A 14,247-nucleotide genomic window follows, 5' to 3' on the forward strand; every position below is an offset into this window, starting at 1 on the left:
CCTTAAACCATAATGGAAAGGGGACTTTTCAGTGAACACCATCCGTTTAACTACAGCACAGGCCCTCATAAAATTTTTAAATCAGCAATACATTGAATTCGATGGCGTGCAGCAGCGGTTTGTAAAAGGGATTTTTACGATTTTTGGACATGGAAATGTACTCGGTCTTGGACAGGCGCTGGAAGAGAATCCGGGTGAATTGGAAGTATATCAGGGGCGCAATGAACAAGGAATGGCCCATGCGGCAATGGCGTATGCCAAGCAGAAGCACCGCAAACAGATCATGGCGGCCACTTCATCTGTCGGACCGGGGGCAGCCAACATGGTAACCGCTGCAGCCACTGCCACAGCAAATAATATCCCTGTTCTTTTGCTGCCTGGTGATGTGTTTGCGACACGCCAGCCGGATCCGGTGCTGCAGCAGATTGAACAAACCCATGATTTGTCTATTTCCACCAATGATGCTTTCCGTGCAGTAAGCAAATATTGGGACAGGGTCAGCCGTCCGGAGCAGCTGATGTCCGCCATGCTGAATGCCATGAGGGTGCTTACGAATGCGGCAGATACAGGGGCGGTCACCATTGCGCTTCCCCAGGATGTACAGAGTGAAGCATGGGATTTTCCCGAAAGCTTTTTTGCCAAGCGCATTCACCGCATCAGCCGCCGCCAGCCGTCGGTTGAAAGTGTTCATGAAGCTGCGGCGCTCATTCAATCCAAAAAGAAGCCGTTTTTAATTTTTGGAGGAGGAGTCCGTTATTCAGAAGCGGCAGAAACCTTCCGCCAGTTTGCAGAGAAGTTTAACATCCCATTTGGTGAAACCCAGGCTGGCAAAAGCGGGATCGATAGCGATCACCCATTAAACATGGGGGGAGTCGGTGTAACCGGAAATTCGGCGGCAAACACGCTGGCTAAAGAAGCCGATCTGATCATTGGCGTGGGAACCCGGTTTACGGATTTTACAACAGCATCCAAGCAGCTTTTCTCAGAAGGAGAAATACTTACCATCAATATTTCCGAATTTCATGCTTCAAAACTGGACGCGGTTCAAGTCGTCAGCGATGCCCAGGCAGGGCTGACCGCTATTGATGAAGCACTTGGGGATTACAGCTCAGGCTATAAGAACGAAATTGCTCAAGCAAAAGAAGGCTGGGAAAAAGAGCTGAACCGCCTTCATGAAATAACCTGGACTGAAGGTTTTACACCAGAGGTTGCTGGACAGCTCGATGATCAGCTTTCGGAATACAGGGAGCTGTTTGATTCGGCTTTAACTCAAACGAGTGTGATTGGAAAAGTGAATGAGCTCATTGATTCTCAAGCGATTATTGTCGGCGCAGCGGGAAGCCTCCCCGGAGATCTGCAGCGGATGTGGAAAGCGAAAAGCCGGAACACCTACAACATGGAATACGGCTATTCCTGCATGGGTTACGAGATCGCAGGAGCTTTAGGCGTAAAGTTGGCGGAGCCGGAAAAAGAAGTTTATGCGATGGTTGGTGATGGCAGCTTTTTAATGCTTCATAGTGAACTTGTGACCAGCCTGCAGGAAGGTAAAAAAATAAATCTTCTGTTGTTTGATAATTCAGGGTTCGGCTGCATCAATAATCTGCAGATGGAAAATGGGATGGGGAGCTTTGGAACGGAATTCCGCCGGCGTAATCCAGAAACAGGTAAACTCGATGGCCCTGTAATGGGAGTGGATTATGCAAAAGTGGCAGAGGGCTATGGCCTTAAAACCTATACAGTACGAACGGCACAAGAGCTGGAAGCCGCCATCCTTGATTCGAAAGAGCAAAACATAAGTACGCTGATTGACATTAAGGTGCTTCCGAAAACGATGACACACGGCTATGATTCTTGGTGGCATGTAGGGGTAGCTGAGGTATCGGATAAGGAAAGCATAAAATCTGCCTTTCATAACAAAGAAGAAAATTTGTCCAGAGCACGCTCGTATTAAATAACAAAACATAAATAAGGGAGCAGGAATCATGTTTGAGAACAATCGAGTAAAGCTGGCGATTGCACCCATCGGCTGGACCAATGATGATTTGCCGGAGCTTGGCGGAGAAATTACCTTTGAGCAATGCATCAGTGAAATGGCCCTTTCGGGATTTACGGGAAGCGAAGTGGGCAATAAGTATCCGCGAGATCCTGAGGTATTGAAAAAAGCGCTCCACCTGCGTGGGCTGGAAATTGCGAGCGCCTGGTTCAGCGCGTTCCTGACATCCAGACCGCTGGAAGAAAACATCGCCGCCTTCAAGGGACATCGAGACTTTCTGCATGAAATGGGTGCAAAAGTCATCGTTGTTTCAGAACAGGGGAACAGCATACAAGGGCAGATGGAAACACCGTTGTTTGAACAAAAGCCGGTCTTTACAGAAAGCGAATGGGAGTTAATGGTGGCCGGACTGCACAGGCTTGGGGATATTGCGGCAGAAAAAGGCATGAAAATTGTTTACCATCACCACATGGGTACAGGCGTTCAAACGACAGACGAAATCGATCGCCTGATGGCCGAAACGGATCCTGGAAAAGTGTCGCTTTTATACGATACAGGGCATCTGGTGTTTTCGGGCGAGGATCCTATCCATGTTTTGAAGAAGCACATGGACCGGATTCATCATGTTCACTTAAAGGATGTGCGCATGGAAACTGCAAATGCTGTCCGGGAACAAAAGCTGAGCTTTCTTCAGGCTGTAAAGAATGGTGTGTTTACCGTACCTGGAGATGGTGTAATTGACTTCAAGCCAGTGTTTGAAGAGCTGGATGGAGCAGGCTATCAAGGCTGGTTTGTCGTAGAGGCAGAACAAGACCCTTCCATGGCCAATCCTTTTGAATATGCAGTGAAAGCACGGCGGTATATCAAAGAACAAAGTGGTCTGTGAGAGGACTGCCTGAAAAGAAGCCGGACAAGACTGGTTAGCCAAGGAGGGGTACCATGCCTTTAGTAAAAATGAAAGAAATATTGGCTCATGCGGAGGAACATCGATACGGTGTAGGGGCTTTTAGTGTGGCCAGCATGGAAATGATTATGGGTGCGGTCTCTGCCGCTGAAGAACTCCGGTCTCCGCTGATTTTGCAGATTGCAGAAGTGAGGCTGAAGCACTCTCCGCTGCACTTAATCGGGCCGTCCATGGTGGCGGCGGCAAAAAAAGCAGAGGTTCCGGTAGCCGTTCATTTTGATCATGGCTTATCGGAAGAAAAAATTCATGAGGCGCTTAAAACCGGTTTTTCCTCTGTGATGTACGATGGTTCTCATCATTCCCTGGACGAAAACATTGCTCAAACCAAAAAAATGGCTGCACTTGCGAGGGAATACGGGGCAACGGTTGAGGCGGAACTGGGACAGGTCGGAGGAAGTGAAGATGGTTCAGTGGATCTTGAAGTCCTGCTGACCGGTGTAAAAGAGGCTCAAGAATTCACGGCTGCAACAGAGATTGATGCTTTAGCTGTAGCGATTGGCAATGCACACGGAATGTACAAAGGAGAACCTCAGCTGCGTTTTGACCGTCTTGAAGAAATTCATAATGAGGTAGATGTTCCGCTCGTGCTTCACGGGGGATCCGGAATTTCCGAGGATGGTTTCAGAAGAAGCATCGGGCTTGGCATACGCAAAATAAATGTGGCCACTGCCACGTTTAACCAAGTGCTCAGAATAGTGAATGAAAATGTGCCTTTTTCGGATTACTTTTCTTACCATGAACAGGTAACAGCTGCTGCTAAAGAAAATGTAAAACGCCATATGCGCATGTTCAAAAGTGACGGACGACTATAGGAGGGTAACAGCATGTATGAGAGACTTGGAGAATTAAAGGAAGGCTATACTACAATCACCGACATGAAAACAAAGCATACGGATATGCTTCAGGATATTGGGATCTACACTTTATCTGAAGGAAGTGAACAGATTCTTTTGGACGAAGAAAAAGAGGCAGCCCTTCTTCTTCTAGGAGGGAAAATCGTGCTGGAATGGAATGGCAACTCCCGGTTGATTCAGCGTGAATCCCTTTTTGAAGAAGACCCATGGTGCCTGCATGTACCAAAAGGCATGGAAGTGAAGATTACAGCACAATCCGCCAGTGAAGTGCTCCTGCAAAAAACAGATAATGAGAAAGAATTCGAGCCAAAGCTGTATACACCGGAGGATTGCCAAAGCACAGTAGCAGGGGAAGGAGTCTGGAACGGAACCGCTGAGCGCGTGATACGTACCATTTTCGACTATACGAACGCTCCATACTCCAATCTGGTCATCGGGGAAGTCATCTCCTATCCCGGCCGCTGGTCGAGCTATCCTCCCCATCATCATGATCAGCCGGAAGTTTATTATTACCGGTTTAACAAACCTCAAGGGTTCGGCTGTGCCATGGTCGGTCCCGAAGCTTACCGTGTGGAGCATAACAGCTATATCACCATTCCCGGGGAGCTTGACCATCCGCAAGCTACGGCACCCGGGTATGCCATGTATTTTTGCTGGATGATCCGTCACTTAGAGCAAAATCCTTGGACGGATCGCATTATGGAGGAAGAACATAAATGGCTTCTTGAACCAGGGGCGAAAATCTGGCCAGAAAGTAACTAATGTGATCTGATAATAACAGCGTTGCTTGTTCTCTTGTGGAAAAGCTATCGGTTATAGCACCGAGTGCGGTTGAAGCAGTAGAACCTGAGCTTGCTAAGGTTCAAAGTGGTATTCACTTAAAGAAGTTGCTTCTAGAGAGTAACCCTTACCTCCATTTTAAAAAAGTTCTACATTGGAACAAAAAGAGAGTACACTCCATTATTTAATGAAAATGAAAAAAAAGAAGCTCAGTAGTAATGAGCTTCTTTTTTGTGAAAAGTGCATCTTACTTGTTCATATAGTACCTCTCCATTACAAATTTCGAACGATCTCCACGGACGATACTAGAGGAAAGTTCGATTGGATGTATATGTGACCGACTCCAATAAAAAATATCTTCCATATTCGTAGCGTGCTCGGAAGATAATCTCTTTAAGAATAACTGCTTTAGCAGATTTACCGAGTCAGAGACATATACAATGTTTTGCTTTATTTCCGGTTTTGTATGTATAGAGATCCCATCAAAAGTAACTTCCCCGTCATCCGGATCAAGAATGCCGACAATGTCCGTAATAAAGTCGTATTCCCCACGCCGTTCCTTCCTTCAAGGTTCATTTTTCCAAAGAGAAGGAGATGTCCTTTTATGATGTGAACGAGACTAGTTGCTTGTACTGTTGAGTTAACAAAGGCATGGAAATGTTAAGACATGCCTCTTGTTTTTTCAGTATAATGAGGCCATGCTGTTTTATCAGCATTTGTGTATGTCCATTGAGGCAAGCTGAAACTCGTTTTCCCATTGGGCTAGTGTGAACGTGAACGGGTAATTAAAGTATAAATAACTTCCGATTATGATAAAAGCAAGAAAAGCAGCCGTTTGGCTGCTTAAAGATTTAGGATGGTTTGACGTTCATTCACACGCTGTTTTTGTTCATTTTTAATATTAGCTTGAGCTGCTGCTAGGCGAGCAAGAGGCACTCGATATGGTGAGCAGCTTACGTAATCTAATCCTGCATCATGGAAGAATTGGATCGAGCTTTTTTCTCCTCCATGTTCTCCGCAAATTCCTGTTTTTAACCCTGGCTTTGTTTCTCTACCGAGTTTTACGCCAATTTCTACAAGTTTCCCTACGCCTTCTTGGTCAAGAGAGGCGAATGGGTTTTTCGGTAGAATTTTGTTGTCAATATAGGCCTGAAGGAACTTACCCTCTGCGTCATCGCGACTATATCCAAAAGTAGTTTGAGTTAAATCATTTGTTCCAAAGGAAAAAAAGTCTGCCTCCTGAGCAATTTGGTCAGCTGTTAAGGCCGCTCGTGGAACTTCAACCATCGTACCTATGAGGTAATCGTATTCCTGTCCTGTTTCTTCCTGAACTTGCAGCCCCGCATTAATGACCAATCGACGCATTTCTTTTAACTCATTAACATGACCAACCAAAGGAATCATTATTTCTGGTTTTACGTCGATTCCTTTTTTCATGACTGCAGTGATTGCATAAAAGATTGCTTTTGCCTGCATTACATAAATTTCGGGGTAAATCATGCCCATTCTGCAGCCACGGTGCCCTAACATAGGATTAAATTCATCTAATTGACGTACTTTTCTCAGAAGATGTTCCTTCTCCTTTAAATCTTTAGAATTTATGTCTGTCATCTGAAGCTTTGTCACTTCAACAAGCAGTTCTTCCTTATCCGGCAAGAACTCGTGAAGAGGGGGATCTAATAAACGAATCGTTACAGGGGACCCTCCCATCGCTTCAAAAATTCCTTCAAAATCATTTTGTTGCATTGGTAATAGCTTATGAAGAGCCTCTTCACGCTCCTCGTATGTTTCAGCCAGAATCATATCCTGAACAATAGGGATTCGATTGATGTCCATAAACATATGTTCTGTACGGCACAATCCAATTCCACCTGCTCCAAATTCAGCCGCTTTTTTGGCATCCTCGGGATTGTCAGCATTTGCTCTTACACCAAGTTTTCGTTCCTCATCGGCCCAAGTAAGCAACACTTGGAACTGGTCCGAAAGCTGTGGATCGATCATTGGGATCTCACCTAACATGATTTCACCTGTTGAACCATCAATCGTAATCATATCGCCTTGGTTAACCGTCGTAGTTCCTACTTTAAAAAGCTTTGATTTTAAATCAATTTTTAATGAATCACAGCCACATATACAAGCTTTTCCCATACCCCTTGCAACAACGGCTGCATGGCTAGTCATTCCTCCACGGCTTGTGATAACGGCTTGAGCAGCAACAATTCCATGAATATCATCAGGTGTAGTTTCTGAGCGAACAAGAATGATTTTTTTGCCATCTTTCGCTAATCTCTCTGCTTCATCCGCATCAAATACGACTTCTCCTGTTGCTGCCCCAGGAGAGGCAGGTAGCCCTTTAGCAATCTGTTTTCTTTCATAGGAATCATCAATTCGACGATGGAGTAGCTGATTAAGCTGGTCGGGATCTACACGTAAAATGGCTTCTTTCTTATTAATAATTTGTTCTTCTACTAATTCAACGGCTATTCGAATGGCCGCTTGAGCTGTTCTTTTACCTGTCCGCGTCTGAAGAATAAATAGCTCACCTCGCTCTACCGTGAACTCAATGTCCTGCATGTCTTGATAGTGCTTTTCAAGCAGTTGACAAGTATCAACAAACTGCTGATAAACTTCGGGCATTTCATATTGAAGCGTCGCAATGGGTTGAGGTGTACGAATTCCAGCAACAACATCCTCTCCCTGTGCATTGATCAAATATTCACCATAAAGCTTAGCTTCTCCTGTAGACGGGTTACGTGTAAAGGCAACGCCAGTACCAGAATCGTTACTCATATTTCCAAAAACCATACTTTGAATATTTACTGCTGTACCAAGGTGACCAGGAATTTTTTGAAGACGGCGGTATACAATCGCACGTTGATTATTCCAGGAATCAAAAACGGCACTGATGGAAAGGAATAATTGTTCCTTTGGATCCTCTGGAAAAGTTCTTCTCGCATGCTTCATAACAATTTCTTTATATCCTTTAATCACTTCTCGCCAATCTTCTTCAGTCATTTCGGGATCTGAAGTATATCCCTTATTTTCTCTCGTTTCCTCTAAAAGTTGCTCAAAATAATAACTGTCCACATCGAGGACAACATCACTAAACATTTGAATGAACCTACGGTAGGAGTCATAGGCAAAACGCGGATTTTCTGTAAGCTTGGCCAATCCTTCCACAGTGTCATCATTCATACCAAGGTTTAATACGGTATCCATCATTCCGGGCATGGAGTGTACAGCACCAGAACGTACAGAAACAAGAAGGGGGTTCGATGGGTCTCCAAGTTTTTTACCTGTTTTTTCTTCAAGTTTACCAAGAGCTTCTAATACCTGAAATTTGACCTCTGTAGAAATCGATTTTCCGTCCTCATAATATAAATTACAGGCCTCAGTGGAAAGGGTAAAACCATAAGGGACAGGTAACCCGATTTTCGTCATTTCTGCCAGGTTTGCTCCCTTACCTCCTAATAGGTCCTTTTTTTTGCTGTTCCCCTCGTCAAACATATATACAAATTTAGTCATCATATCAGCAAATACCTCTCTTTTTTTAATATGGCTAATATTGAATCAGCGGTCTCTTCAACCGCTTTATTTGAGACATTAATAACTGGACAGCCGATGCGTTTCATGATTTTCTCAGCATAATCTAATTCCTCAAGAATCCGATCTAAATTTGCATAATTTGCTTGAGTTGCTAACCCTAAATTCTTTAATCGTTCCTTTCTGATTTCATTCAGTTTATCTGGTGTAATGACTAAACCCACGCATTTGTTTCTTGGAATATCAAAAAGCTCGTCAGGAGGTGTTATTTCAGGGACTAAAGGTACATTGGCCACCTTATACTTCTTATTAGCTAAATACATAGAAAGGGGGGTCTTTGATGTTCTAGAAACCCCAATTAATACAATATCTGCCCTTGTAATCCCTTGTACCTCTTGTCCATCATCATATTTTACGGCGAACTCAATCGCTTCAACTCTTCGGAAATAGTTATCATCCAATTTCCTCATTAATCTAGGTTCGCCTTTAGGTTCTTTATTAAATTTTTGACTAAATGCTGTCATAAGCGGATTCATTAAATCAACTGCGACAATCCCTTCTTCACGCGCCTTTCGATCGAGATATTCCTTTAAAGATGGAATGACAATCGTGTAGGCAATGATGCAATTACTATACTTCGATACAGCAATGACATTATTAAGATCTTTGTTATCCTCTACATAGGAAAAATTTTGGATTTCAATATCTTCCCCATTAAATTGAGACGCAACTGCTTTTACCATCAACTCAGCTGTTTCTCCAACCGAGTCAGAAACGACATAGACAAACTTTTTTTTATTCACATCCGAATCTCCTATTCTTGCATTTTAATGTCATCACTTCAGCAATTCTTATGTAATCGTCGTTTGGTAATCGATAAGAAGATCATCTTACATGTACTCCATTCACTTACACCAAATAGTGAATCTATTTAACAATTAATTAGAATTTTTGCTATAGAAATAAGCTTCACTATTGTGTTTGAAACAGTCAATGCTCTCGTCCCAATAGATAAGGAAGGTAAAACATTAAACTTGTAATAACTACCTACCAGTGATATTGCTAAATGAAATACAGATCCACTTTTTCATCCTTTGATTAAATTATGTTATACTATTTATCTTATTAAAATGTATATGTGTTATACTATTTTATTTAAATAGTATACTATCATTAAATATAATGAGATACAATCCCTTTTCGAGGTATCTCGTAAAAAAGTTCAAAAAACAGGTAAGTAAAGTAATAAAGTTGGTACTTGGCGATTCCAACCCGCATAAATTAAATTGTTTATTTGTACCCATACGTAAACAGTTGTGTTTTTATTATGGGTAAAATACTTTTTAATTTACTGGTACAGCTTCATTTGCAGGGTGGGAAGTGGCAATCCCTTAATTAGAAGGGGTGTCGCTGATGGTTACTGTTACTGATAAACTAATGCTCATGATTTCTTTCGCATCACTGAACGTTGTAGTAATAGCGGTTATCAACACAAAAAGTAACCCACCCTGCACGGCCAATGTAGGTATAGGTTACTTTTTTGTTGCCTTATTTACTTAGGCACTGCACTTCTTGCAGAATAGCTGTGCTTAGGAGTATCAGTTAGTGGCCGATGCCCGGTACTGACCGGGCATAAAGTGAATTGGCTGTGACTGGGGCTGCCCCTGCTGTCCAGGCACAAAATGTATAGGATGGGACTGATGCTGTCCCTGGTGCCCAGGTGTCCAATGTACTGGATGAGTGTGCAAACCATGTTGTACAGGTGTCCAATGTGCCGGATGGGTGTGAGGATGAGGTACATGGTGTCCATGTGACCAATGGATATAATGGGGATGATGAACATGATGGGGATGATGTCCATACGGCCATTGAGCGTGCTGGGTGTGTGGCATGTGATGCTGACTATGCTGGCTGCTATGATGACTATGTTGTTGTTGCACCATCACTCCTCCTGGAATCCATGAGCCAGGCTGCTGGTGTCGATTAACCAATCAAAAACCTCCCTTCATTCAATTTGAATTAGAAGGACTTCTCTATCAGTTTATAAACGTATAGAAAAACTGTTCTGATGATAATGCCTAAATCATATGTAAAAATCAACAAAAAGAACATTTTTATTATTATATTATAGTCTCTAAATCTCGATTTGTTGCCGCAATCAAACGTACATCAAAAGTATTACTTCAGTTCTGCCGACTCAGACTAACTCTTTTTGCTGCAGAACCCTCAACAGCTTAGCCTGGAGATGGTATATCATATCACCAAATTCATCTAGGAAAATGGCGTTTTTTTGAATGTGTGAGAACTAATACAACTCAAATAACCATGTTGTATGATCAAATATTTTACAATCGTTTATGCTTGCATATACGATTATGTGTACATTTGTATTTTGTCGAATAAACCAATAAAAGTTAGTAAAAAGGAGATTGGCTGCCTTTTTCCTCCTTTGTTCTTCCCAGTTATGCTCCATCATTGAATATTGAGGAATTCGTAGGATTTTAAATATGTACCGAGTACTGGATGTGTTCAACAAAAGGGCAAAGATCCGTTCCGTTAGCTGCCATTGGGTGGCGTAACAAGGAATTGTATTTATAAGTAATTGGAACATTAGATTTGGTTTAGTTGAAGAGATATTTTTTCCTACAGGTTTGTCCTGTAGCAGCAAAAACTAGAGGACCGGATCATTTTTATTGACCGTTGCTTAAATTAGTTTCATAAGACTAGAAGAAGTTTATCGTATTATGGAGAGATTTTCTTCGAATAAGAAAAGTGTGTGCTAAAGCTATATATAGCTGTACTTTTACCTACAAGAATAGTGTATACTTAGAGCGTATGTTCGCTTTTTGTGCATATCATTCAAATAATAGTAAATCGTTAATTGGAGTGTTTATGATGTTAAGTATTGAAGGAGAAAAGGTTAGAGGGTTCTTATATGACTCGCTAGTAACTGCGAAGAGTGATTTAGGGAAAAATGAAACTATAGTTACAGAGGATCATGTATTATTCTTTATTATTAATAATAGAGACTATAATAAAGTCAGTAATGCTGGTTATGTAAAAGTATCAAATTAAAACCCTGCCAAAATGGGGTCTTCAAGTTGATTTTAAGGCTGATATGGTATGTAAAATTAAAATGCAGTTACATAAGCAGGGTGGCGGTGGCATCCCCGAAAGAAGGGGGGTGTAACCGATGATGACTACTTACGAAGCTTTAACACTCATGATAGCATTCGCAACCTTAACCGTAATAATCATCTCAAACACAAAAAAGTAACCACCCTGTCTGGCCAGACAGGGTGGTTACTTTTTCTTCTCATGTTCGATTCGAGCCGCCGCACTTCTTGCGGGTAGCTGTAGAACTCTGATGTTCCCGCATCAGGGTTCTTTTTATATTATGCCTTCTCTAATCTAATTATATAATTTGTTTTTATCTTTTACAAGTAAAGGAATCAGCTAGGATTGGGCTCTATTTATTGTTCTTCAATTTTATAAAAAGGAGCCTTGGTGTAAGTGTTGAATTTCTTTTGACCATTCGAAATGGTAACTCGACTTGGGGAGCGTATTTCTATTATGGAGATGCACCCTACGAAGATTTAGATATTGCAACCTTTTAGACCTGAGTAAGGAATGTGAGCACTGATATTAAATACAACCCAGTGTGAATTTTTCAGATCTTTTTGTTTATTAAATTTAGCATTGAAAAATCGATGGTTAGAATATTGGAAAATAATTAAGGCTGCACAATGAGACCTACGGATAAAGTTAAGTCTTCTTAATCAATAGTGGCTTTTTATGAGATACAGTCCCCGTTCAGTTTTAATTGCGAAAAAATCTATTTAACACTATATAGAATTCGTCAAATAAACAAAAAAACACTCCCTGTTTCTATGGAAGTGCTTTAACAAAATTGGTGCTTTACCTAATGCAATTTGTCAAAAATCACATACACTGAAGAGGATTAGCGAAACCTTGAAGGAGGACACAATGAATAATCATAATTTGATAACAAACTACGTTGATAACCCACAACAGGGGCTGGGGATGATTCTTCCACGGGAATTTCCGTATTGGGGTACGGCGCCACCAACAGGATACATACTTACAACACAGCAATTACAACTGATTCAGCAACTTGTTGATTCCGGGACGCAGTCTCATCATAGTACAGGGTCTAACCCTGGTCACCATCCACCTGGACATTATAAAGGATATTACTATGGTTATCCTGCAAACTATGGTTGCTACCCCGTTAATTGTGGATGTCCGTGGTATGGGTGGATTTAATAAAACCCGTGGGAAAAGGGGTCAACATAGACAGACAGATTATTGATCATCCTCAAATATCTATGGGACCGTATGTGAAGACAGCATCATGTTTTCTTACATACCGGATAAAGTAAAATTAAATGGGTCCCATGCTTTTTCTTTTACATTTTACTTATAACAATGGAGAAAGCAGGCGAGCTCCCTGCTGAATTATCCGATGTGAAAGAGAGCGCTGCTGTAAATCTTCCATGGTCAACTGCAACGAATCACTAAGATCAAGCTCGAATTGCTCTGTGAGATCCCGTGCTACATCGATACTGTAAACGACTTCACACACCTCGTAATTAAGCCGAAAGCTTCTCATATCGTAATTTGCAGCGCCAACTTCAGCAATCTCCTCATCGACAATCATGACCTTCGCATGTAACAACCCTTTGTCGTACAGGTAGATTTGAACCCCGGATTCCAACAGCTCTCCGTAAAAGGTGGGGCTTGCAAGACCCACGATTTTTTGATCTACGTGGCGAGGAACCAGTAGTCTTACTCGGACACCACGGGCCACAGCTGTCTTTATAGCAAGGATAATATCTTCATCGGGCACAAAATAAGGTGTAGTGATATCAATGGTTTTGGTAGCTTGTGTCACCAGAATAAAGTAGGCCTCCCGGACGACCGGCGTTGGAATGCCAGGATTGCCTTCTAACGTTTGAATGTACGCTTTCTGCAATGGTTCCATCCTTGAGAAATTGTCTATACCCTCTAACGTGTCCATTTCAGTACGCCATTGTGCCGACCCTGCGGAAACACCTGTCTTGCCCGGTATCTGCGATTTTGGAATGTTTTGGTGCTTTTCTTGATCTTGTTGTGTATACGACTTGATCCTTTCCGGCGCTGCGATGTTCCAGTGGGTGTCGAAAATAGTCTGCAAATCGACAGGCGCTTCACCTGTGATTCGCAAATGAGTGTCACGCCAGAATCCCACTTCTGGCTTTAAACCTGTATACTCATACCCTATGTTGATCCCACCTGTAAATGCTTCCTTTCCGTCGATTAGAACAATCTTACAATGATCTCGATAATTCCAGTTGGAGAACATCCAAGGGAAACGCAATGGAAATATGGTCCGGCATTCAATCCCTGCATTCATCATCTCAGTGATCTTATGCTGTGGAAATTGACGGCTTCCAAAACCGTCTCTCACAAAGCGGATCTTCACGCCAGCTGCAGCCTGTTCGAGCAGCAGGTCCGTGATCTGTCTGCCAATCTGATCATCTCGGTAGATGTAATATTCCAGATCAATTTTTTTTTGGGCGCTCTTCAGCGATTCAAGAAGCTTTCCATAGGTTTTAATACCGTTTATAAGTATTTGGACTTTGCCGGCCCTAAGTCCCTGCACGCTCAATTTCCCTAAAGCATGTGCGATGACCGAGGCAGAGGGGCTAAATGAATCAGGCAACTGGCGTGATTCATGATGCGGAGAAGTCAATCTTTTTCGACGAATACGAACAGGATTCGTTGTACTGAGATAAAGTGCAAAACCGATGATAGGCAAAATGAGGCAGAAAGCTAGCCAATTCAAGGCCTTGGCTGGCCGGCGAACCTCACGAATCGCTATGATTAACATAAAGATCGTATTTATTATGTATAGCCAAAGAATCCACATCAACAAATCCCCTCCTTTTTTATTCTCTAACATGTGTAAATAGTTATGTAAGTATACAACTTTTGGTCATAGTGACAGAAGATGGAATTAATAACCAGGGGAGGATAGTGTTTTTTACGTTTTGGGGTTTTATCTGATTTTAAGGGATCGTTACTGAGAGATGAGCGATTAAAACAGTTCG

The 14,247-nt window shown here is 42.2% G+C and carries 11 protein-coding genes; 7 read left to right on the forward strand and 4 right to left on the reverse strand.

Going from position 1 to position 14,247, the window contains the following annotated elements; genetic code table 11:
* The first annotated feature begins 31 nt into the window (after positions 1-31).
* The 4 genes from iolD to AR335_RS09125 are packed head-to-tail and all read left to right on the forward strand — an operon-like array spanning position 32 to position 4,573.
* Positions 32-1,951 (forward strand): 3D-(3,5/4)-trihydroxycyclohexane-1,2-dione acylhydrolase (decyclizing), encoded by a 1,920-nt coding sequence (iolD, locus tag AR335_RS09110; RefSeq protein ID WP_062234576.1) that lies wholly within the window; start codon positions 32-34, stop codon positions 1,949-1,951.
* Between the two features lie 31 nt (positions 1,952-1,982).
* Positions 1,983-2,879 carry a myo-inosose-2 dehydratase gene (gene iolE / locus AR335_RS09115; RefSeq protein ID WP_062234579.1) on the forward strand — a complete coding sequence of 299 codons (897 nt, stop codon included), beginning with the start codon at positions 1,983-1,985 and terminating at the stop codon, positions 2,877-2,879.
* Between the two features lie 53 nt (positions 2,880-2,932).
* Entirely contained in the window at positions 2,933-3,769 is an 837-nt protein-coding gene (locus tag AR335_RS09120; RefSeq protein WP_062234582.1) for a class II fructose-bisphosphate aldolase, read from the forward strand.
* A gap of 12 nt (positions 3,770-3,781) precedes the next feature.
* Positions 3,782-4,573 carry a 5-deoxy-glucuronate isomerase gene (locus AR335_RS09125; RefSeq protein ID WP_062234585.1) on the forward strand — a complete coding sequence of 264 codons (792 nt, stop codon included), beginning with the start codon at positions 3,782-3,784 and terminating at the stop codon, positions 4,571-4,573.
* An 861-nt stretch (positions 4,574-5,434) separates the two neighbouring features.
* On the opposite strand, the gene ppdK is transcribed toward AR335_RS09125, so the two are convergent.
* Both ppdK and AR335_RS09135 read right to left on the reverse strand, forming a co-directional pair.
* A complete protein-coding gene (gene ppdK, locus AR335_RS09130; RefSeq protein WP_062236986.1) occupies positions 5,435-8,116 on the reverse strand; it encodes a pyruvate, phosphate dikinase in 2,682 nt (893 codons plus the stop codon).
* On the reverse strand, positions 8,116-8,937 hold the full coding sequence (locus tag AR335_RS09135; protein WP_062234587.1) for a pyruvate, water dikinase regulatory protein: 822 nt from the start codon (positions 8,935-8,937) through the stop codon (positions 8,116-8,118). Before AR335_RS09135 ends, ppdK begins: the two co-directional genes overlap by 1 nt.
* Positions 8,938-9,854: 917 nt before the next feature.
* On the opposite strand from AR335_RS09135, the gene AR335_RS09140 reads away from it, so the two are divergent.
* Positions 9,855-10,121, forward strand: coding sequence for a hypothetical protein (locus AR335_RS09140; RefSeq protein ID WP_156418912.1), 267 nt, complete (start codon positions 9,855-9,857; stop codon positions 10,119-10,121).
* A gap of 210 nt (positions 10,122-10,331) precedes the next feature.
* Here AR335_RS09140 and AR335_RS25370 read toward each other — a convergent pair whose 3' ends face one another.
* Positions 10,332-10,391, reverse strand: coding sequence for a hypothetical protein (locus tag AR335_RS25370; RefSeq protein WP_156418989.1), 60 nt, complete (start codon positions 10,389-10,391; stop codon positions 10,332-10,334).
* Positions 10,392-11,029: 638 nt separating this feature from the next.
* Here AR335_RS25370 and AR335_RS09145 point away from each other — a divergent pair.
* Positions 11,030-11,209: a hypothetical protein gene (locus AR335_RS09145; RefSeq protein WP_062234592.1), complete on the forward strand. Its 180-nt coding sequence runs from the start codon at positions 11,030-11,032 to the stop codon at positions 11,207-11,209.
* Between the two features lie 121 nt (positions 11,210-11,330).
* Entirely contained in the window at positions 11,331-11,411 is an 81-nt protein-coding gene (locus tag AR335_RS25475; RefSeq protein ID WP_369795829.1) for a putative holin-like toxin, read from the forward strand.
* Positions 11,412-12,575: 1,164 nt separating this feature from the next.
* Here the strand turns inward: AR335_RS25475 and AR335_RS09155 are convergent.
* Positions 12,576-14,069 (reverse strand): phospholipase D-like domain-containing protein, encoded by a 1,494-nt coding sequence (locus AR335_RS09155; RefSeq protein ID WP_062234599.1) that lies wholly within the window; start codon positions 14,067-14,069, stop codon positions 12,576-12,578.
* Positions 14,070-14,247 lie beyond the last annotated feature (178 nt).

Origin of the sequence: Fictibacillus sp. FJAT-27399 (assembly GCF_001510655.1) — a bacterium.
GTDB classification, from domain to species: Bacteria; Bacillota; Bacilli; order Bacillales; family Fictibacillaceae; genus Fictibacillus_C; species Fictibacillus_C marinisediminis.